The sequence below is a fragment of the Photobacterium swingsii genome, from assembly GCF_024346715.1.
In the GTDB taxonomy this organism is placed as follows: domain Bacteria; phylum Pseudomonadota; class Gammaproteobacteria; order Enterobacterales; family Vibrionaceae; genus Photobacterium; species Photobacterium swingsii.
The window spans coordinates 3,509,628-3,532,120 of sequence record NZ_AP024852.1; the positions used below are offsets into that span (position 1 = coordinate 3,509,628).

The 22,493-nt window shown below is 45.3% G+C and carries 19 protein-coding genes; 6 read left to right on the top strand and 13 right to left on the bottom strand.

Annotated features, from left to right (window positions below):
• Positions 1-89: 89 nt before the first annotated feature.
• The 6 genes from OCU77_RS15900 (at position 90) to OCU77_RS15925 (ending at position 6,675) form a co-directional block, all read left to right on the top strand.
• On the top strand, positions 90-1,397 hold the full coding sequence (locus tag OCU77_RS15900) for an anaerobic C4-dicarboxylate transporter (protein ID WP_048899864.1): 1,308 nt from the start codon (positions 90-92) through the stop codon (positions 1,395-1,397).
• 469 nt (positions 1,398-1,866) lie between these two features.
• Positions 1,867-2,781, top strand: coding sequence for a LysR family transcriptional regulator (locus OCU77_RS15905; protein WP_048899863.1), 915 nt, complete (start codon positions 1,867-1,869; stop codon positions 2,779-2,781).
• 167 nt (positions 2,782-2,948) lie between these two features.
• Complete coding sequence (locus OCU77_RS15910) at positions 2,949-3,584, top strand: response regulator transcription factor (protein WP_048899862.1); 636 nt, start codon at positions 2,949-2,951, stop codon at positions 3,582-3,584.
• A 273-nt stretch (positions 3,585-3,857) separates the two neighbouring features.
• Entirely contained in the window at positions 3,858-4,490 is a 633-nt protein-coding gene (locus tag OCU77_RS15915; protein ID WP_107303045.1) for a MarC family protein, read from the top strand.
• 203 nt (positions 4,491-4,693) lie between these two features.
• Positions 4,694-4,960: a DUF4212 domain-containing protein gene (locus OCU77_RS15920; RefSeq protein ID WP_048899861.1), complete on the top strand. Its 267-nt coding sequence runs from the start codon at positions 4,694-4,696 to the stop codon at positions 4,958-4,960.
• Positions 4,961-4,971: 11 nt separating this feature from the next.
• Positions 4,972-6,675, top strand: coding sequence for a sodium:solute symporter family protein (locus OCU77_RS15925; RefSeq protein WP_048899860.1), 1,704 nt, complete (start codon positions 4,972-4,974; stop codon positions 6,673-6,675).
• A 716-nt stretch (positions 6,676-7,391) separates the two neighbouring features.
• Here the strand turns inward: OCU77_RS15925 and OCU77_RS15930 are convergent.
• The 13 genes from OCU77_RS15930 to OCU77_RS15995 all read right to left on the bottom strand — a co-directional run bounded on the left by OCU77_RS15930 (position 7,392) and on the right by OCU77_RS15995 (position 22,420).
• The gene (locus OCU77_RS15930; RefSeq protein ID WP_107303046.1) at positions 7,392-10,823 is read right to left on the bottom strand and encodes a PAS domain-containing hybrid sensor histidine kinase/response regulator; all 3,432 of its coding nucleotides are present in this window, start codon (positions 10,821-10,823) and stop codon (positions 7,392-7,394) included.
• Positions 10,824-10,932: 109 nt separating this feature from the next.
• The gene (locus OCU77_RS15935; RefSeq protein ID WP_048899859.1) at positions 10,933-11,850 is read right to left on the bottom strand and encodes a hypothetical protein; all 918 of its coding nucleotides are present in this window, start codon (positions 11,848-11,850) and stop codon (positions 10,933-10,935) included.
• Positions 11,843-12,889, bottom strand: coding sequence for a plasmid segregation protein ParM domain-containing protein (parM, locus tag OCU77_RS15940; RefSeq protein WP_048899858.1), 1,047 nt, complete (start codon positions 12,887-12,889; stop codon positions 11,843-11,845). Before parM ends, OCU77_RS15935 begins: the two co-directional genes overlap by 8 nt.
• Positions 12,890-13,036: 147 nt before the next feature.
• On the bottom strand, positions 13,037-14,038 hold the full coding sequence (locus OCU77_RS15945) for a flagellar motor protein MotB (RefSeq protein ID WP_048899857.1): 1,002 nt from the start codon (positions 14,036-14,038) through the stop codon (positions 13,037-13,039).
• A gap of 4 nt (positions 14,039-14,042) precedes the next feature.
• The gene (gene motA / locus OCU77_RS15950; RefSeq protein ID WP_048899856.1) at positions 14,043-14,891 is read right to left on the bottom strand and encodes a flagellar motor stator protein MotA; all 849 of its coding nucleotides are present in this window, start codon (positions 14,889-14,891) and stop codon (positions 14,043-14,045) included.
• A gap of 13 nt (positions 14,892-14,904) precedes the next feature.
• Positions 14,905-15,657, bottom strand: a complete 753-nt coding sequence (locus tag OCU77_RS15955; RefSeq protein WP_048899855.1) for a FliA/WhiG family RNA polymerase sigma factor — start codon at positions 15,655-15,657, stop codon at positions 14,905-14,907.
• An 8-nt stretch (positions 15,658-15,665) separates the two neighbouring features.
• Positions 15,666-16,148, bottom strand: coding sequence for a flagellar basal body-associated FliL family protein (locus OCU77_RS15960; protein ID WP_048899854.1), 483 nt, complete (start codon positions 16,146-16,148; stop codon positions 15,666-15,668).
• A gap of 20 nt (positions 16,149-16,168) precedes the next feature.
• Positions 16,169-17,341 (bottom strand): flagellar hook-length control protein FliK, encoded by a 1,173-nt coding sequence (locus OCU77_RS15965; protein WP_048899853.1) that lies wholly within the window; start codon positions 17,339-17,341, stop codon positions 16,169-16,171.
• A 10-nt stretch (positions 17,342-17,351) separates the two neighbouring features.
• Complete coding sequence (locus tag OCU77_RS15970) at positions 17,352-17,639, bottom strand: hypothetical protein (RefSeq protein ID WP_048899852.1); 288 nt, start codon at positions 17,637-17,639, stop codon at positions 17,352-17,354.
• Positions 17,629-18,036, bottom strand: a complete 408-nt coding sequence (gene fliS, locus OCU77_RS15975) for a flagellar export chaperone FliS (RefSeq protein ID WP_048899851.1) — start codon at positions 18,034-18,036, stop codon at positions 17,629-17,631. The genes OCU77_RS15970 and fliS overlap by 11 nt, the downstream gene beginning before the upstream one ends.
• 18 nt (positions 18,037-18,054) lie before the next feature.
• Complete coding sequence (gene fliD / locus OCU77_RS15980) at positions 18,055-19,602, bottom strand: flagellar filament capping protein FliD (protein WP_048899850.1); 1,548 nt, start codon at positions 19,600-19,602, stop codon at positions 18,055-18,057.
• A 233-nt stretch (positions 19,603-19,835) separates the two neighbouring features.
• A complete protein-coding gene (locus tag OCU77_RS25225) occupies positions 19,836-21,035 on the bottom strand; it encodes a flagellin N-terminal helical domain-containing protein (RefSeq protein WP_048899849.1) in 1,200 nt (399 codons plus the stop codon).
• Between the two features lie 299 nt (positions 21,036-21,334).
• The gene (locus OCU77_RS15995; protein ID WP_048899848.1) at positions 21,335-22,420 is read right to left on the bottom strand and encodes a hypothetical protein; all 1,086 of its coding nucleotides are present in this window, start codon (positions 22,418-22,420) and stop codon (positions 21,335-21,337) included.
• Between the last annotated feature and the right edge of the window lie 73 nt (positions 22,421-22,493).

Genomic DNA, 22,493 nt, shown 5'->3' on the forward strand with positions numbered 1-22,493 from the left:
CGGATATTCAGGACGAGTGTCCGCCCTTCTTTGCTACAGATTCCCCCCTTTTATTTTTTTTGATTAACTTTAAGACAGGATAGATCCCTATGATTGGTGTAGAACTCTTTGTTGTTCTCGCGTTTATTTATTTAGGCGCACGTATCGGTGGTATTGGTATTGGTTTAGCCGGTGGCGCTGGTGTCATTGTGTTATCGCTCTTTTTAGGCGTACCAACGAGTCAATCTTTTATTCCCGTAGATGTAATCCTTATTATCATGTCAGTAATTACAGCTATCGCCGCGATGCAAGTGGCTGGTGGTATGGACTGGCTGGTTGAAATTGCCGAAAACTTCCTTCGTAAAAACCCTAAACACATCACTTTCTACGCGCCTATCGTGACATACCTCATGACACTGATGGCGGGTACTGGTCACACGGCTTTCTCTACCCTTCCAGTTATTGCGGAAGTGGCTAAAGAGCAAGGTGTTCGCCCTTCTCGTCCACTTTCTATTGCCGTTGTTGCTTCACAAATCGCTATCACAGCATCGCCTATTTCAGCGGCGGTGGTGTTCTTCTCAGGTATTCTTGAGCCACTCGGTGTGGGTTACCTAACCCTACTTGCGATTTGTATTCCAACCACATTCCTAGCATGTATGGCTGGTGCGTTTGTAGCTAACTTCCTAGGTTGTGAACTAAAAGATGATCCTATCTACCAAGAACGCCTAGAAAAAGGTCTGATTAAACTAAAAGGCACAGAGAAGCGCGAGATTTTGCCAACAGCAAAAACAGCGACTTACATCTTCCTTGCTGCTATCGCCTTCGTAGTGTGCTACGCAGCAGCGATTTCAAGCTCTGTTGGCCTAATTGAAAACCCAGCACTGGGTCGTAACGAAGCGATTATGACAGTGATGCTGGCAGCCGCGGCCGCTATCGTGACATTCACTAAAATTGACGCTTCAAAAATCGCAGCGGCGCCAACGTTCCGTTCTGGTATGACAGCATGTGTGTGTGTACTAGGTGTAGCTTGGTTGGGTTCAACCTTCGTTAACTCTCACGTTGATGGAATCAAAGAAGTGGCGGGTTCACTACTGAGTGATTACCCATGGATGCTGGCTATCGTATTGTTCCTAGCCTCTATGCTGCTTTACTCTCAAGGTGCAACTACCACAGCACTTATGCCTGCAGCACTGGCTATCGGTGTCGCACCACTAACAGCTATCGCATCATTTGCGGCAGTAAGTGCGCTATTCGTTCTTCCGACTTACCCAACGCTATTAGCAGCGGTTGAGATGGATGACACAGGCTCTACCCGTATTGGTAACTTGGTCTTTAACCACCCGTTCTTTATCCCTGGTGTGGTGACGATTTCAACCTCGGTTGCACTCGGCTTCCTATTCGGCGGTATGATTCTGTAATCGCTTGATACACTAAGTACTAAAACAGCATAAGGTCACCTTCGGGTGGCCTTTTTTATGCCATCAATATGAATGGAGTCAGAGAGGTCACGCAGGTAACTCCGCCGAACAGCGGTAATATATTCAACCTGGTTAGTATTTGCTTACTATCGTTGTAGGGATGGTTTTAACTCGGATGAATAACAAGAGAGAATGAAAAATAGTGTTACGTTTTTAATACGTAAAGAAAGGAGTAAAGCAGGAGAAAAACGCGGTAAAATGAAGGGGATTATTGTCTCCGCCCCATCCTAGGGCGAAGACCCGAACACCAACGGATTCCCATCGTTCGTGTTCTACTCGAATAATTCACCAATCCCAGTGTCTTATTCGATATGTCTCAGTGTTTTGCTACAGATTCAGGTTGAAGACAGGACAACCTGAACCCTTATAGTAGTCACAGCACGCCTAATGCGATAGAGGTAAAAGCGTGATGCAGCGATGCAAAAATGGTATGAAGTTAGATGACCTACGCACCCTAATTGCGATTGCTCAACAAGGAAGCTTCAGAGCCGCAGCCAGTGCACTGGATATCCCCCCAGCGACGCTCAGTCGTCGGTTACAACGGCTAGAAGATACCTTGGGTAGCCAACTGGTGATCCGTGACAGCCGCAATGTGTCATTGACCCCACTCGGTCAAAATTACTTCGAGCGCTGCCAGCCGTTAATCGATGATTTAGAAGCAGCCACTAGCGAAATTCAAGACAGCAGCCAAAACACCCCACGTGGCGCGTTACGCATTTCCGCCCCTGTCGGTTTGTTAACGTACCAACTCATGCCACTGTTTAATCAGTTCTTAGCGCAATATCCAGAAGTCACGTTATCGCTTAATCATTTATCAAATCAGCAGCATGATTACAGCCCAGAGCAATACGATGTGGTATTTCGAGTCGGCCAGCAACCCGACTCCAGTTTTGCTGCCGCAACCATAGGGGAATCTCAGCGTATTGTGGTCGCTTCTCCTTGCTATTTAGAGCAGCAAGGCACGCCTCAAACGCCAGAGGAGTTAGCCCTTCATGCTCGTCTTGCTAGCGTACCCGAGTTTGAGTGGGCACTCACTTCCAAGCAAAATAATGAAACAGTATGGCTCAACTCCCCTGTACGAATGGCCATTGCAGATCTTAACAGTATCAAGCAAGCAGCCATCAATGGTTTAGGGATTGCCTGCCTGCCTAATTACGTGGTCGCTGATGCGCTCAATAAACAACAATTAACCACCATGATGCCTGAATGGTACTCCCCACCGCGCCCGATTTATATGCTTTATCAGCGGTTGGGCTATGTCCCTTTGCACATTAGTCATTTCATTGATTTCATGCGAAATGCATTGGCTAAACAGCACTCCTAACCATCGCATTAAATGATTGATGGGTGAGGACGTTATAACGCTAGGTGATAGCGACGGCTTTGCCCTTGCAGTCTAGCTCTGATCTAACGCAGATCTTGAGTGTTAACAAATTGATCTCAACATAAGGCAGTGATAGCGTAGATAAAAAGACAAATAATGAGATGGATATGGAAGCCCAGTACACTATTGTCATTGCCGATGATCACCCGCTATTTCGTAATGCATTATTTCAATCCGTGCACATGGCGTTTAGTGGCGCCAACCTCCTTGAAGCTGATTCTCTCGACTCATTGCTAACCCTACTCGATAAAGAAGAAGCCGAGGTCGATTTATTGCTGCTCGACCTAAAAATGCCCGGTGCCAATGGCATGTCAGGCTTGATTCAGTTACGCAGTCAGCACCCCGATTTACCTATCGTAGTTATTTCAGCCAGTGAAGAGCATAGCGTTGTCAAACAGGTACGTAGCCACGGTGCATTTGGCTTTATCCCTAAGTCGAGTGATATGCGCGCTTTAGTGTCAGCACTTAGCCAAGTTTTAGAAGGGGAACCCTTTTACCCTGAAGGCATGAGTGAAGCAGATGATGATGACCATACCGAGTTAGCTGAAAAAATTGCAACCTTAACCCCTCAGCAATACAAAGTGTTATGCATGCTTTCTGATGGTTTACTCAACAAGCAAATTGCCTATGATTTAAATGTCTCAGAGGCGACAATTAAAGCCCATATGACGGCCATTTTCCGCAAGCTTGATGTTAAAAATAGAACGCAGGCTGTTATTTTGTTGCAGCAAATGGATTTATAACAAGAAATATCCACACACACCTATTGCAACAATCCCTTCGACTAAGCTTCTTAATTATCCCTTTATATTTAAAGGGATAATTACATATCAAGATCAGATACCACAGTGTTACCTCAATAAGGGCTACTCGCATATTTTTTTGTAACAACTAAAGCCTAAGAAAAGAGCAATAATTTCATAAAAAATGATGTTATTTTGCTATCCTTAACAATAAATAAAGGTTAAACCCTCAAATTACACACAATTCCTCTCTATCACTTTAAGGAGGCTATTTTGCTCAGTGCTTTAATTACGCAATTTGTTCTTATTTGGGCGGTGGTTGATCCTATAGGATCTGTGCCTGTCTACCTTGCTCAAACCAACCACCTCACAGCCCACCAACGTCGCTTAGTGGCATTAAAAGCCGTCGCGATCGCGACTGGCGTACTGTTATTTTTTGTCATTGTGGGGCAGATTCTTTTAGAAGCCATGCAAATTCCCCTTCCTGCTTTTCAAGCTGCTGGTGGCTTAGTCTTGCTCTTATTTGCCCTCACCATGATTTTCGGTGAAAGCAAAGTCGAACAAGAATGCAAACTCAGCCAAGAAGATGTGCAACACTCTGAACTTAGCAACTTAGCTGTGTATCCGCTTGCTATTCCATCCATTGCTTCACCGGGTGCTATGATGGCAGTAGTCATGCTAACCGATAACAATCGCTATGCGGTGGGCGATCAATTCATGACAACTCTCGTTATGCTCAGTGTATTAATGATCACCTTATTGTTGTTACTCGGGGCGAACAAAATCCAGAAATATATCGGCAATGTGGGGGCAGCCATCATTAGCCGCGTGATGGGGTTAATACTCGCAGCGGTTGCAGTCAATAATCTACTGGTTGGTATTAAAGATTTTTACGTCATGGGTTAGACCTTAGGCTAACGCAACATTTCGTTAACACCCCCAAATATTCACTCACTTCACAAAATCGCTGCATTCGTAGCGATTTTGTCGTTTCTGCCTCGACTAAAGTTGCACTGTGCCTTTTTCTATTCATTGCTATTGTCGTTACGTAACATTTTATTAACGTTCAAGTTGGCGTTTTTACTTTCGTAACGTGTAAGGAGATAGCAATGGCGTTTGAATCCAAGGAACATGCACAAGCCTACTGGCGAGAAAATCTCGCCACCATGGGATCGCTACTGGCCATCTGGTTTTTAGTCTCATACGGCGCAGGGATCTTATTTGTGGATGCCCTCAACAACTTTCAAATTGGTGGTTTTAAGCTAGGTTTTTGGTTCTCACAACAGGGAGCTATCTACACCTTCGTTGCCCTAATTTTTGTCTACGTGATGCGTATGAACGCACTGGATCGTAAGTTCAACGTACAGGAAGACTAAGAGGTTATTTCATGGATATTCAAACTTGGACGTTTATTTTAGTGGGTCTCACTTTCGCGGTTTACATCGGCATCGCCATATGGGCACGTGCAGGGTCAACCAGTGAATTCTATGTTGCTGGGGGCGGTGTTCACCCTGTAGCAAATGGTATGGCAACCGCGGCAGACTGGATGTCGGCAGCCTCCTTCATTTCAATGGCGGGTATCATCTCTTTCGTGGGTTACGACGGTGGTGTATACCTGATGGGTTGGACCGGTGGCTACGTATTGCTTGCCCTTTGTCTAGCGCCTTACCTGCGTAAATTCGGTCAGTTCACCGTCCCAGATTTCATTGGTGAACGTTACTATTCCAAAACTGCACGTATGGTTGCTGTCTTTTGTGCCATCTTCGTTTCGTTTACCTACGTTGCAGGCCAAATGCGAGGTGTCGGCGTCGTATTTGCACGCTTCCTCGAAGTCGATATCAATATGGGTATCATTATCGGGATGGGGATTGTGTTCTTCTATGCGGTTTTAGGCGGCATGAAAGGCATTACCTATACCCAAGTTGCCCAATTCTGTGTACTCATTTTTGCGTTCTTAGTACCAGCGATCTTCACCTCAATCATGATGACAGGTACACCGATCCCACAAATCGGCTTAGGTTCAACGCTAACAGGCTCTGAAACCTATGTACTCGATAAACTCGATGGCCTAACCACAGAGCTTGGCTTTACTGCCTATACTGATGGCTCGAAAAGTATGGTGGATGTGTTCTTTATCTGTGCCGCTCTAATGGTCGGTACTGCAGGTTTGCCACACGTTATTATTCGTTTCTTCACTGTCCCACGTGTCAAAGATGCGCGTATCTCTGCTGGCTGGGCACTGTTGTTTATCTCTTTGCTGTACACCACAGCGCCATCTGTTGCCGCATTCGCACGGGTCAATATGATCCAGACAATCAACGGTCCAGACATGCAGGGTGTCACGGCTGAACAAGCACCGAGCTGGGTGACAAACTGGGAAAAAACAGGCTTAGTTAAATGGGAAGATAAAAATGGCGATGGCAAAATGTTCTACTCGGGTGATGAGCGCAACGAGATGGATATTAACCGCGACATTATCGTACTAGCGAGCCCTGAACTGGCAAAATTGCCTAACTGGGTGGTAGCCCTACTCGCTGCGGGTGGCTTAGCAGCGGCATTATCAACGGCGGCAGGTTTACTGCTGGTGATCTCAACCTCTATTTCACACGACTTACTGAAAAAAGGCTTTAAGCCAGATATGACCGATAAGCAAGAGCTGATGGCCGCGCGTATTGGTGCTGCCGTTGCGATTGTCGGTGCTGGATACTTAGGGATAAATCCACCTGGATTTGTCGCTCAAGTCGTCGCCTTCTCATTTGGCCTAGCCGCAGCATCCTTCTTCCCTGCTATTATTCTGGGGATCTTCTATAAGCAAATGAACAAAGAAGGTGCGATCGCAGGCATGCTAACGGGTATCACTTTCACTGCATCATATATCATTTACTTTAAGTTCATTAACCCAGCGGCAAGTACGCCTGAAAACTGGTTCTTTGGTATCAGTCCAGAAGGTATTGGCACGTTAGGAATGTGCTTAAACTTTGTGGTATCAATTGTCGTTAATAAGTTTACCGCTGAAGTACCTACTGAAGTGCAAGATATGGTGGAATCTATTCGCTACCCGAAAGGGGCAGGTGAAGCGCACGATCACTAATAAGTTAATTCAAACAATAACCTAACAAAAAATAAAACGGAGCATACGCTCCGTTTTTATTATTCAGTGTTAATACTTTAGGATTAGCATTATTTGGTTTTCTATATAGCCAGACAACAAAATGTCTACAAAGGAAGACAAATAAAGCAATATCACGCCCAATAATATCCACAAAGGATGCTACTTGTTGCTATGAAGAAATTTTCTTTTGTAATCCGATGCTTTCCCAAAAAGAATCGTCATCAACAAAGGTACAAGCAATAGAGGCAAAAACAATATATTTTCCTCCCCTAACGTCATATACACACATAATATAGTGAATATAAAAGTTAATAGCAGAATAAACCCATGTATCCAGGGGTGATTTGAGGAGAATACAGCATAGGAACGGAACATTGGCTCTCACTTACAACATGTCGTGCTTAAAATGACTTATCGAGTAACTTATCGATAATATATTATGAGTGGTGATCATCGGCAGCATGACTAATGCCAGCTCTTCCCTCAAGATCACACTTTTTGTTTTAATAATAGCTCTTAGTAACAATTATAATAATAAGTTTTCAATATTAAACCAATCAATTTATACCTATAAACAATGCATCATCACACTTACTTAGAAGCAGGATTATGTATGACTAATAATATAAAGCGACCATCTCTTTGAAATATAAAATTATTCCTGAAAAATATTTATTTATGCTAAATGTTTATGATTAAGATAAAACTGCGCGTAATTTTAGGGGCTTAATTGGTTTACTGATAAAACTAAAACCATGCCCTTTGATCATCCGTTGTGTCTCTGTCGTTCTGTCTGCACTAATAATGGCCCCCTTAAATGTGTGCCCAAGACGTAAACGACATTGCTGCAACACCTGCAAACCCGTTTGTTCTTTCGCAAGATGGTAATCACTCAGTACAAATGCAGGCTGCCAGTCATCGGTTAAATGTTGCATCGCATCTGTGAGGTTTTCAGCCAAACGTACATCACAGCCCCAACGCGCCAAAAGTGTTTCCATTCCAAGTAAAATCTCAGGTTCATTATCAACACACAGCACTTTGATACCATCAAGGGCGGGTTTCTGTATGGCTACGCTTTGTGGTTTCACGACCTCAGGTATTAACTGACCTCTTTGCGTCGTCAGTGCAAACACCGTGCCTTTACCAACCCAGGAACGCAGCGATAAAGGATGATCAAGCACTCGACCAATACCGCGTGCAATAGCCAAACCAAGCCCAAGGCCGTGTTCAACATCACCCCGGTCTAGCCGCGTGAATTCATCAAAAATATTAACTTGCTTCTCCTCTGGAATGCCAGGACCATCGTCCCAAACTTCTATACGAAAGTGTCCATTGATACGCCGTCCGCCAAGGGTCACTTTGCCTTTTGGGTTATAACGAAAGGCATTGGTTAAGAAGTTTTGTAACGCACGACGAAGTAGTTTAGGGTCGGATTGAATGACAACTTGAGTGCTTATGACAGTAAAGTGGATCCCTTGCTGTTTGGCCAAAGCACCGAACTCAGCTTTGAGGGTATTAAAAACATCACTGAGCGGAAAAGCATGAACATGCACCTGTAGCTTACCGGCTTCCAAACGAGACACATCCAGCAAATCACCAATAAGGTCTTCAGCCGCCCCTAATGCACTTTCAATATGATGTGCAAGCTGACGACTCTCTTGATCTTTGGTGACTTCACTTAACGAGGATGAAAACAGTCTAGCAGCATTGAGAGGCTGCATCAGATCATGACTAACCGCAGCTAAAAAACGCCCTTTTGAATGGGATTGCTGCTCAGCCTGTTGCGTTGCAGCCACCAATTTACGATTTAATAATTCCAATTCTTGAGTACGCTGCTGAACACGCGCTTCGAGGTTTTCATTGGCTTCTTTTAACGCTAGCTCAGCTTGACGAAACGCGGTGATATCAGAAAAGCTCATCACAAAGCCGCCACCAGGCATAGGGTTACCTTGCACTTCAATAACCTGACCGTCACTGCGGATCCGTGATGAAGTGTGGGCAGTACCGCGCTGTAAATGCTCAACCCGCTTCGCGACATGTTGTTCAGGGTCGCCTGCACCACATAAACCTTGCTGCGCGTTATAGCGAATCACATCAGCAATAGGCCGCCCCACTTGGATCAACCCAGCAGGGAAGGTGAACAATTCCAGATAACGTTGATTCCAAGCAACTAACCGCAATTGCTTGTCGACCACCGCGATACCTTGGTTAATATGCTCTATCGCCCCTTGTAACAAGCCTCGGCTAAAATCAAACAGCTCAGAGGCTTCATCAACTATGGTTGCGACTTCTTCAAGTTGCATATTTCTGCCCTTTAGAGCAGAAGTAAGCACTAACCTTGCAGAAGATGCACCAAACACCCCAGCCAATACACGTTCTGTGTGACGGATCAACGCAGCACTGGCTTGCTGCTCTGGCGCTAAACTGCCTCGGTGTTGCTCGGTAAACTGACGAAAGGCTTTGCGTGCACGTTTACGCCCAACAAACCGTGCTGCTAACATTTCAAGCTCACCGACGGTTACCCTACTCTGGTATAAACTGACATCTTCAGTTTCCGGCAACGGCGCTCCAACAAACGTCGCCGCTTGCAGTCGCTCCGTCAATGATGAACGGGTGAAAATAGATACGACAACATACAAGCTCACATTAACCAACAAGCTAAGTAACATGCCCCAGTCAACAGTAGTAAGTGCTTCCATCACTGGAATGGATGGAGGGGTTAATAGCCATAACAATACATTAGTTTCAGCGCTCCCCGCCAACATACCCGTTTGGGTCATCATGGTGATCACCCACACTGCGACACCACCAAGCAAACCAGCATACACCCCATTGCGGTTGCCTTCTCGCCAATAAATCCCCCCTAATAATGCAGGGGAAAACTGGGCAATCGCCGCAAACGATAATAAGCCAATAGCGGATAAGGACGGGATATTATCGAGTACCTGATAAAAGCCCCACGCAGCAAAAAGCAGTACCAAAATCAAAGCACGACGAATGTTAAGTAACAGACCTGAGAATGCCGCAAATTTGCGTTCAGAAATACGTAAACGGCGCAGTAGTAAAGGCAGAACAAGATCATTCGAGACCATGATGGCCAACGCAATCGTTGACACTATCACCATCCCGCTCGCCGCAGAGGTGCCACCTAAGAAGGCCAAGAGTGCAATGCTATCGGCGCCCTGCAGTAGAGGAAGATTGATCACATAGGTATCGGCTGACACTTGTGGGATCAATGCCTCCCCCGCTAATGCAAGCGGCAGCACAAAAATACCCATCAGTACTAAATAACCTGGGAATATCCAGCGTGCTTTATGTAAATCTTGTGCCCGACTATTTTCAACCACAATCGTATGAAACTGGCGAGGCAAACAAATAATGGCTGCCATAGTAAACAAGGTATGGATCAAAAAGCTGCCGATGTTCAGCGAACTAGAGACCATATGTTGCTGTGCTTTCACCGACCAATCAGGCTGCTCCAGTAACAGCCACACTGAAAAGCCACCCACAATTAAAAATGCGCCTAGCTTGATCAAAGACTCAAATGCCACCGCCATCATCATGCCGCGATGGTGTTCTGTCGTATCAATATGACGGGTACCGAATAAGACGGTGAATGCAGCCATACATAGCGTTACGACCCATGCAGTATCAAAAACACTGCTCGTATCGGGCTGCCCACCTAAGTCAGGAGCGATTTGCGTCAGCCCCATGGTGATCCCACGTAATTGCAGCGCAATATAAGGCAAGATACCAATCACAGCGATCACGGTTACCAATACTGCTAACCCTTGCGACTTACCGTATCGGGCAGCAATAAAGTCGGCAATAGACGTAATGTGTTCACGTTTAGCAATGAGGATCAGGCGAGCGAGAATACGCCAACCAAGAGTAAAGACGAGTATAGGAGCAAGATATATAGGCAGAAATGACCAAGCGTCTTGGCTAGCTTGACCAACCGTGCCGTAAAAAGTCCACGAAGTGCAGTACACCGCAATCGATAGGCTATAAATCCAAGGGCGCCAACGTGCAAGCCATGTCAGCTTTTTGTCGCCATACCAAGCAATAAAAAAAAGTACCCCAAGGTATACCAGTGATACCGGTACGACGACCCATCCTTGCGCCATGAACACCCCTAACCGTGTTAACTTCCCGTTACGTCATGTTAACGACTGGGTAGATTTCACTCAATCAGGGGGATCACAGTTCATCAAGACAGCGTGATAAGAGCCAGCTCTAGAATAAACCTTTCTTTTTAATCTTTTGCACGCTGGCAATACGTTGCGAAAGGTCGGGTTCATCTTCTGGCACTGCGGCTTTTGTTTCTGCGGCAGGTGCATTCAAAGATAAGTTTCGGATCATCTGTGTTTGCGCTTTTAACATGGCTTTTAACTCAGCCATCTCTTGTGCCGCTTGCTTGGCACTCGCCGCTTGTTCAGCAGCAAGTTCTGATGCCTGTCGTTGTGCTTCTAACAGTGCCTTGATCTCGGCTAACTGCTGATTTTGCTGATCCAAAGCAATGGCTTGTTGTTCAGCCATCGCACGTATGATTTCGGCTTTTTCAGTCGACGTCGAGTCTTGCCCCGATAAACGCGCTTCGACTTCCATCAACTGGGCTTGCAATGGCTGAAATTGAGCCTGCATCGCCTGTGTGACAGCCACTAAACTCGCTTCAGATAAATCCGCTTGCGCAGTATTTTCTTCCCCTGCAGGGCCTTCACGATCAAGGTGACGGAGGTCCATCACACTCTGTTGCAGCTCAGCCAAGCCTTGATTTACCGAGCTGAAATCAACAGCCCCTTTGATCTGCTCCAGCATGCCTGAAAGATCTGTCGTTTCAGCGTTATCTAACTGAAAACCACAGATTTCAAGTTGGCGGCGTAATGTCGGAATATCAACCGTATCTTTGCCCAAGTTATCCACTAAGCCCTGACTTAATGCCGGGCTCAGTAGGTACATGTACATACCCGCTAAATAGATGGTTTTGTGCATGTGCAAACTGGAATGCAACGCTGCTGCATCCGATGGGTTTTCGACTAACTGCTTACGCTCATCGACCCATTTTTGCATCACCCCGACCGCAAAGCGGTCGGACTGAGATTTAACTAAATCAAGATAGATCGAATAATTAACCCGTTTTAATTGGCTACTCATCCTCAACCTCAATTAATGATTCAGGCGCAACTTCTAACTCATCAAAGTCACTGTGGTACATACATAGTTCACGGGCTAATGCCGATTGCGCGTCGTTAATAAGTACAACACGCTCACCTAACGTCGCGTACGCTTCTTTTAATGCTGGCGCAATTAACGATGCACCACCACCAACCAAGTAAACACGGTTTGGATTTTTAGCAAATTTCTTCGCTTCGTAAGCGACAGAAGTACCTAACTCTTGGATTTTGTTTTCAATCTTAGTCAGGATCACATCAATTTGAGATTCATCGTTAACCACTTCACGTACGAAGTCCATATCGTAACGACGTTTAATCAGTTCATTCGCCACTAGGTAGCTAGCATCACTGTCTGCAGCTGCTAACGCTTTACGTGCAGCGTCTGTCACCATAGATACGCCAATTTCTTTATTGCCGTATACTGCAGAAACATCATCAAACTCACCCACTACCACACCCATATCTAGGGTTGTGCCGCCACAATCGACAACCAGTGAGCGCGTAAACTCGTTACAGTTAGAATCCATCAGAGTAGACAATACCGCAGGGACACTTTCAGGCATTACGACTACGTCAACAACCTCAAACAAATCACCTTTGTTCAATGAAATCTCACGCATCAGGTTTTGGCGTTTTTTCTCAATGTTCGCTTCATTACGCTGACAGTCTTCTGCGTTGTAAAACTCAGTAATAGGTAGCGTAACCACTAGACGAACTGGACATGGTGTCACACCGGTTTGCAGCAATGCATGGTGAACACCCAGTAAATTTAAATCATCGTATTGATAATCGACGTGTGTCGTTTCTAGTGCTTTATCTGACGTGGCATCGTACGTGTACTTCGTCGTACCAATAGTGTAGTTAAACACTTTTTTATCACGACGCAGCGCCGCACTTTTCCAATCTTTACGGAAAGAGTTCGGAGAGATAATCGTTTTAAGCTGAGTGCTTTCGATCCAGCTTACTTTTACATTTGTAGAACCGTCATCAACCGCAAAGGTAAACGCAGAAACCGTCATATTTTTTACTCGCAATTTTTATTATCAATAACAAACAGAGAAGCCGAAGGTAGCCATGCCACCTCCGGCTTTCAATTTAATCAAACACTTAGCTTGATAGTCATCAATGTGAATATCATTAGCATTATGCTCTTCTACTTTAGTTTTTTAATTCAGCATTACATCTAACCGACTCACAGGCTGGTTGGATTCGGCAAAATTACGCGCCTGTTGGATCACAGGGGCTTGTGTTACTGCAGGGCCTTGGCCAAATAACAGCGCCAGCTGTGCATCTGCTTCTTTGGTCAGTATCATCATTTCGATACGACGGTTTTTACCGCTTTTCGGATCGCTTTCATTCACCAACATACGCTCTGCCATCGCCGCTACCTGCAATACATTCGCTTGCGGTAAGCCAGAACTGACCAAGGTTTGACGCGCCTTCAACGCACGCTCCCCCGACAGCTCCCAGTTAGAATAGGTATCGCGATGGAATTTCGTCACATCAGTATGACCACTGATCACCATTCTATTTTTAATCTGTCCTAAAATCGGCGCTAGGTTATATAACATATCTTCGAAGAAAGGTGTCATATTTGAGCTACCGCGTTCAAACATAAAATGGCGGGTGCTGTCTTGGATCAAAATACGCAACCCTTGCGGCACTATCTCTAACATCACGTTTTCAGATGCAGACAAGGCATCCGTGACTGTTTTCAATTCATTTGCCAACATCATCAACTGAGCCGTTGATAAATGCTTACCAGCTAACATCGAATTCAGTTTAGAGCCGCGCCCCGCATTGGCACCCACAGTCCCTTCAGGGATCTGCTGATGCAGCGATGAATCCAATTTATTATTGCCACTTAGCTTCGACTGCACAGGGTTCTCAAACGGTGATGCCTGACCACCGAAATCAATCGGAAACGGGCTATTCGCCACATCAAAGACATTCTCCATATTGTCGAACACACTGCTATTTTGCAGTTGATATTGAATCTCTTCACGCTCTTCTTGCGATGCAATTTCCATGATCCACAGCACCATGAAAAATGCCATCATTGCAATTGCGAAATCGGCAAAAGCGACTTTCCACGCACCACCATGGTGCTCGTCGTGATGCCCCCGGCGCTTCTTTTTGACTATGATAATATGAGGTTCTTTACTCATGCCATCAGTCTCCAGTCACCCAGGTTTCCATCTCGGCAAAAGAAGGCTTATATTCACTGTGTAAAACTTTTCGCCCAGCATCGAGTGCTAACAGTGTTGGCTTACCCTGCACCTGTGCCACCAAAATGGCTGACGTCATATTCAACGCCATCATTTCTTTTTTCACTAAACCCGCAATACCTGATGCTATCGGTTCAAATACACCGTATGCCATCAATACACCAATGAATGTTCCCACCAATGCCGCCGCCACTTTTACCCCGATAAGAGTCAGTGGGCCGCCGATATTTTGCATGGTTACCACAATACCCAGTACCGCCGCAACAATACCAAAGCCCGGCATGGCTTCACCGGTTTTACTCATCGCTTTCGATGGACGAAGTAAATCTTCTTCAAGGGTGTGCAGTTCCATTTCCAGCACAGCTTCAAGATCATGGTGATTCATTTTACCCATTGCCATCATGCGCAAGTTATCGGTAATAAAGCTCACCAACACATTAGATTGCATAACTTCTGGGTATTTTTTGAATATGTCGCTGCTTTGTGGGTTTTCAATATGATCATCAAGCTTTTTAATGCCATCTTTACGGATGGTTTCCAACAGCTCAAACATCAGCTCTAGCACCGATTTATAGTAATCATCGCTGTAGCCTTTTCCCATTAGCATTTTAATGCGTGTAATAATATTTTTCAGTACATAACTAGGGTTCGATATCACCATCGCGCCCAATGCAGCGCCTATGATGATAATCAACTCTGCTGGTTGCCACAGTGCCGCCATTTTACCGGTCGCCATCAAATAGCCACCAATCACGCTGCCAAAAACAATGACAAAACCAAGGATCATTTGCATGGGTGTTACTCCGTTATACCGATTCTCGCCAATCCACTAACGTTGCTTGCAACGTTTTCAAGGCTTTCTTGTGAATTTGGCTTACTCGCGCTTCTGTTAATTCAAAAACAAGCGCGATTTCTCTTAGATTCATTTCATGCTCATAGTAAAAATTCAGCATGATTTGTTCACGTTCACTCAATCGGGCTAACGCATTACGCATGGCTTTTTTTAACGCCGCTTTTTCATGCGCTTGGCATTGAAAACTCAAGCCAAAAAATTGTTCGCCATCTTCTTGTAAAGATTCAAAACTGCCCAGACTTTCAGCTTGAACATCCACTCGACGGCGATGTACTTCGCTTAACTCAATCTCAAGTTCGGTGGCTAATTCAGTATCACTTGGCGCACGACCCAAGCGGCGGCTCAATGCCCGTTCAGCATCACGCAGTTCATAACCACGTTGACGATAACGACGAGAGCGCCAGTCCATTCGGCGAAGCTCATCCAATATCGCACCGCGGATGCGTTGCACCGCCAGGCGCTCTAGCGCTTCATGGTCTTCATCAGGATAACGACGGATCACATCCAATAACGCCATTAAGCCAATTTGCTCCATATCTTCCATCGAGATAACAGCATTCACTTGTGGCGTCATATGGCGAGCAACCCGACGAACCAAGCCCGCATATTTGGTTAATAAGCGTTGTTCTTGCGCTTTTTGTCCCAATTGCTGATGCTGTTGATAGGCGTTAACCCCTTGTGGATCGTACATAGCCGCACTTTGCATGGGCACTCCTACTGAATGACCATTTTAGTGATCAAAATTCTGTCGATGCCATTACTTGAATTCATCTCGTTCATCACTTTACCGAGATGCTCTTTCAATTCAGCCTGAAGCACGGGAATAACACCTTGCTCTGATAGCGTTTCATAATCTTTGCTGCTAACAAGAGTGATCACAGCATTGCGGATCACTGGCATATAGTCTTGCAGCACTTTGACCTGATCTTCGCTATAACTCATGATCGAGAGCTCCAGCATTAAGTAATGCAAACGATCATCACCTTTCACGCTCATCACGAACTTAGTCAGTGGTAAAAAAACCGGTTTTTTGACTAATGCTGTTGCAGGCAATGCCGGTGTTGATGCCGTCTCAATGAGTACAGCTTTTTGTTGCTGGAGGTACCACCAAGCGCCCCCACCCGCGATTGCGAGTGTAAGAGCGCCAGCTGCGATCATTAGCGGCAATTTTGATTTTTGTTTTACTTCTTCTGTCATTATTTTGCTAACACCACAATTTAAATCATTGATTCAAAACGGCTTGACGCAGATTTTGAATCACCTAACGCACCACCCTGTTGAATAATGCGGTTGTTCGATGCCACCATTTCGTCTTCCCCATCTAATGAAGAATGCGATTGCTGACCATGTTGTTGATTACCACTCGAAACGGAGACGTCACCCAGCTGTAATTGACCACCATCAAAATCAAACCGTAGCCTCTCAGCATTGGCTAATAAGGCTTCACGAAGTTGCGGATGAGCCGCGGTAAAATGCACAGATACCTTGTCGCCTTCTAAACGCAAATTGATATCCAACTTGCCCAACTCAGGCGGATCAAGGCGAACATGCGCCTGTTGTAAGTGATCAGTTTTGCTAAATTGCATTCGCGATCGCAGTTGATCAACCAGATCCTTACCCCAATCAGCCTGAGTGATATCAACACTCGCTTGAAACTGCTGAGGCACCATCTTGGTTGCATGCTCTGTCGCTGCACTTTGTACATACGCCATCGGCGAAACCGATGCGTGCAAGTTTTGATTATGGGTTTGCGTCGCAGCAATAAGGCGCTCTAATGCCAAGCTATTAATGTCTGATTTCGGCCCATCTGCTAGCTGATGCTTTAATGCTTGCAGCATTTCAGCTTGGGTACTTGATGCCTCTTTCTTAGCCGCTAATACAGCGGCTAGATCTTGAGGCAATTGGCCTTGAAGCTGCTGATTCACTTGTTGAGCAGCACGTGCATCAAGAGCCTGCGCTCCTTTTAGAGGCATCGCGTTCATTTCAGCAAGCGTATTAGCATTAACGTGGCGTTGCGATAGTCCCGCCGATGTCAACAATTGTGCTGCCATATCGCCTTCAGCACCTTTAGTTTTAGCCTCGTTAGCCTCTTGTTGGCCGCCAAGCATCTGCTTCAACTGTGCCAAGTAGGCATCAGACACTACAAAACCAGCCGCAGGTTGAGCTGCTTCATCACCCTTAATGTCGTTGTCTTGTTCACCTTCTGCACGCGCTTTAGCATCAACCTCCTTCATCGCATTTGTATTACGCTCACCTTGATTAAGTTTCTGCTCAAATTGCTGAAACCCCATAGGCTCACCCAACGACGCATTCCCTTTAACAACAGGGGCTGCATTCGATGAACTTGACGTAGAACTTGGGCGTATTGATTGATTTGCTACTGCTTGCATTAAATGATTCTCAACGGTTTTGCAGGTAAGCCTGCATTCCTTCGCTATTGGTTTGTTGCTGCTGTATTTGAGCGCGAATATCGGCTTTTTCCGATTCTCCACGCGCAATCATTTGGCTATAGAATTGGTTGATTTGAGCCAATTTCACTTTCACTTCAGGTGTTAGCGGCGACTGTTTCAGCTTGGGCAGTGCCTGTTGTAGCTTGGTATCTAAATCGGCTAATTTATCCCAATCACCTGCTGCTAACGCGCGTTTAAAGTGCTGTAAAATACTCTCTAGCTGGCGCTCAATCTTCATTAGCAACCTGAACACGATCAGGCTTTAACACCACCCAGCCATCAAGAATATCCCGAATTAATCGGCTGACTTCATCAATCGCGGTGACATCATTTTGCAAATTTGCTTCAAACAAACGGCGACCACAGTAATCATATAAACGGAATAACTCTTGGGTCACATCGCCCCCTTTTTGTTCATCAAGCACTGAGCTTAAGCCATTTAAAATATCGAGGCATTTGGTAATCATCATGCCTTTATCTGCTATTTGACCGCGTTCCATAAAACCGCGAGCACGGCTTAAATTATCCAGCAAACCTTCCAACAGCATTTGGATCAAACGGTGCGGGCTTGCAGATGCGGCTTGCGCATGGTTTTGCGATTGTTGGTAGGCACCTAGGCCTTCTGGGTTCATCATGGTTGAATTCTTTTGTTATTAGCTAAGCATGCCAATCAACATGCTTTGGGTTTGGTTCATATTGGCGATTTGGCTGTCCATACGAGCGTAGTAGTCACGTAACGTTATGGTTTTAGCTTTCATGCGCTCATCAAGCTGTTCACGATCTTTTTGCAGGGTTTTATTGTTGTACTCCAGCTGATCGGTACGCTGATCGTAGATACCGCCATTTTTGTGGTAGTCATCCAATACCACCAGCATCTTGTCCATCATGCCGGGTTGGGTATCAGTACCAACGAACAAGTTAGCGACTTGCTCAAAGTCATCTTCAATCGCTTTATCTAACTTTTTATTGTCGATTTCCAACACACCTTTACGGCTGGTGGTAATCCCCAATTGTGACAAAGTGCTAAAGGTTGATGCGCCGTATTCATCTGAAATCACACCACGTAAGCGGCTGACCATGCTACGAACAGAGGCATTACCCGATAGGGCTGCAGCACCATCTTCGCTCGACTTGGTGTAAGTGTTTACGGTTTCGATGATCTTGTTATATTCGTCAACAAAACTCTTAATGGTGTCTTTTACACCACTCTGATCCGCTTCGACCTTGACGTTAACTTTACCTACCGCTTTTAGGTTTAGCGTCATGCCATCAATGACGTTTTCCATTTTGTTGCTGGCCGATGTCAGTGTCATCGAGCCAAACTTCACCTCGGCATCTTGTGCGCCTTGGAGGTTAGAATGAATACTTACGTCACCAGGCTTCTGGGGGCCAGACAAAGAAACAAATATCGGATCGATTTTGTTTTCAATGCCGGTATCTTTCGCATTCAATACTAAGCTGACATTGTTGCCACTGCGCACTAAGGTCGCTTTGGCGTAATCATTTTTAGGGTCGTTATTGATTGCGGTTTGAATTTCTTCAAACGTCACACCATCAGTTTGTAAACGTGCTTTTTCTTTGGCTATGCCATCTAGACGACTTTGGTAACTGTCGTGACGATCTTTGTCGTAGTTAGCATGAGTAGGATCAGTCAGCGCCTTTTCCGCTTCGGCTTTTTCAGCAGGAACAGTTAAGTCATAGCCGTGTTTTTTGGCCACTGATTCAAGTTGGCTGTCGGTTAGCTCTTGGGTTTTGGTGTCTTGCGCGGCAATTAAATCCGTTTGTAGTTTAGCTATATCAACCGTCACTTCTTTGCCAGTATCACCAAATTTGATTACACCTTTGGTAAAATGGGTATCTGCACTGGCTTCAAATAATTTATCACGCTGTGCTGTCGCTAGTTGCTTTACATCAAACGCATACTCACCCGCAACCGCATTGGCATCTACCGCTACACTTAAGAAGTCTTCGTTGCTTAACGTTGCTTTTAGTTTTTCTAATTCTCGCTTTGAGCCAAGATCTTCTACCGTGTCGCGAAAGTTATTAATGGTGTTCTGAATCTCTTTCAGCGCTTCCATTTCAGCTTTGTTCATACCTTCTTGACGGTTCAGCTGATTGTCTTTTGGTGCACGTTCGGCAGCAATGATTGCGCTAATCATTGATTCATAATCAATGCCTGAGCCAATACCTGTCATTATCATGCTGTGCTATCTCCATTCAAAAAGGGAATGTGGTAGGAAGCGCCCTATACCCATGCGTATAAAGCAAAGTTCATACCAAGTTTAAGTCGTTGATTTTGTTGTTTTGAGTCAGTATTTGAATCAATTTTGAGGTAAATTTATGCTTGTACGTGATTTTGATAAAAATAAAGCGGAAGTAAAACTTCCGCTTTATATATTCAGTACTTGTTAACGCCCATTGGAGTGGGAAGCGATTAACGTAGTAGCTGAGAAACCATGCTTGGCATTTGGTTAGCTTGAGAAAGCACTGTGATACCTGCTTGCATCATAGTGTTTTGCTTAGTCATGTTTGCAGATTCTGCAGCGATGTCAGCATCCATGATGCGGCCTTTCGCCACAGACATGTTCTCAGAGATGTTGCCAAGGTTGTTGATCGTTGATTGGAAACGGTTTTGAGTCGCACCAAGGTCAGCACGCACAGCGCCAACGCTTTCAATCATTTTGTCGATTTCTTGGATAGCTTTTTCAGAACCCGCAACGCTGTTAACGTCACCTAGGTTAGATGTGTCTAGTGCTGCGCTGTCTACTTTAACGCTGATAACGTTAGAATCAGAAACAAATGAAGACACGTCCATCTTCGCCGTTTCCATTTCAGATTTAAGTGCAGTAAGAGCATTTGTACCTGTACCGTCTGCAGCATCAGCAGCAGGAGTAATATCGGCAGCAGTAACACCGGCAGCTAGTTTATCTTGTAATTCTTGAGATAAAGTTGATTTATCAAGTTTAGCCGTACCATCCGTTGCTAATGTTTGACCTAAAGCTGTATTTACCGCTTCTGCCTGCTCTTTAGTAAGAGTCTTTGTACCGTCCATCTGACCTGAAGCAGCTTTAAGATCTGTTAGATCTGCACCATTTAGCTCTGACTTAACCGTTGCAAGTACTGACTCAGTATCAGATTTTGTCATCTTAGCCGCATCTTTATCTTTAGGGTCAACATCTGCACCCACTTGGAAATCGACACCTGTGTTTAGCTTATCAAATAACTTCTCACCCTTACCGTAAGTGGTTGTCTCTTGGATACGGTTAAGCTCTTTAGTCATCGCTTGGAATTCTTTATCAAGTGCAGTACGGTCAGCATCTGAGTTAGTGCCGTTTTTAGACTGTACAGACAGATCACGCATACGTTGAAGGATGTTTGTGTACTCTTGTAGAGAACCTTCAGCCGTTTGTGACATAGAGATGCCGTCGTTCGCGTTACGTTGCGCGACTTTCAGACCGTTAACTTGTGAGTCCATACGGTTTGCGATTTGTAGGCCAGCCGCATCGTCTTTTGCACTGTTAATGCGAAGACCTGTAGATAGGCGTTGTAGTGAAGAGTTAAGTGAACCTTGAGTGCTAGTCAGGTTACGCTGTGCATTCATTGATGCAAAGTTAGTATTGATGGTCATTGCCATGAGAGCAGTCCTCTATGTAATAGTGTTCCACAGTGCCGCCTTACGGCAATGGGCTCGGTTGTTACTTTTTCAGAGCGACCCACTTTTTACGCTTCTTAAGTATTTTTTTTACTTTATTTTGCGGTGTGACTTTGCTGCGAAGAAATACCGCTTTTTGACCATAAATCGCTATTCACTCATATGCTTATCGATAAATAACAGGCACAAAAAAGCGGGATGATCCCGCTTTCTATTGGCTTGTAGCTGACTTTGATGTGCCTTCATTGCCCTAGTTCAAAACCAAGGGAAACCACTAAATGCTAGGGTTCTAACAAAGCCACCACGTTATGACGTGTCGCATTGGCTTGTGCCAATAATGTCGGTACCGCATTTTCTATTAGCTGCAGCGATACATCTTGCGGTGCATCCATCCAACTGGCGTCAATTTCACCTTGCTGATTGATGATGCCGGACTTCAAGCTATTCGTCCGTACTATACGCTCTAAATCAGCACCCACTTGCTGCTGCACTTTATCGATTTGGCTCAGTGCTTGCTGCACTTTTTGCAGCATGCGCTCGATATCCGCCAACGCTTTGCGAGACTGCTGAGGCTTAGAAAATTCTAATGCTTCAGGTTCTGTCGCTTGCTTATCGTGCGATTCTAGGCGAGCTTTAATTGGGTTACCCGATGGCAGAATTTGACCACCGCCCGACACCCAAACCCCTTTACGAATATTGACCCACTCAGCTTTATCCACCGTGAAAGCCATATCACCAAACTTATCGACCCCGACTTGAATACCGCGCGGCGCTAACGCCCGATCCAACTTATTGGCGATTTCATGGCTGTTTTCATCGGACTCAATCAAGGCACGCACAGAAGATGGCGAACCTGACTCAAACTGAAAGCGCACAATCTCATCTTGATTACGCAGCGTATTTAAGCGCAAGCCTTTAATGCCGAATTGTTCCGTTTGCTGCACACCTTCTAACCGTGGCGTCAGGTCATGGTGCAATACAGGTTCACCTTGGTATTTCGCTTCACGGGTTAGCTTGGCTAACTTACCTTTAAGCTGATGCAAAGACTGCTGAAGTTGGTCGCGCTTGCCTTCTTGACTACTCAAGGAGCGACGCGCCACTTGGCGAAGCTGGTTTAAGAGTTCGCTGGCATCACGCAAAGCTTTTTGTGCGGTTTGTGCTTGCGCAGCTTGGTTATGTGCAAGTGTCGTTTGGGTGAGTAAGCTACGCGGCTTACCCGTTAAATTCGATTGTTGCTGCTCTTGGCGAGATTTTTTCTCAGAGACACGACTGACCGCAGCCACGGGTTGTTGCTGAGCAATGCGTTCAGGTTGGGTGCTGTCACCACTACGAAGGGTATTGGGACTCGAAGAAATTTGGTTAACCAAGGCGGCCTCTTTAACTCATTACATTGCCCTGAATACCAGCGTTCTTCTGTCACTCAGGGCAATAAATATCAAA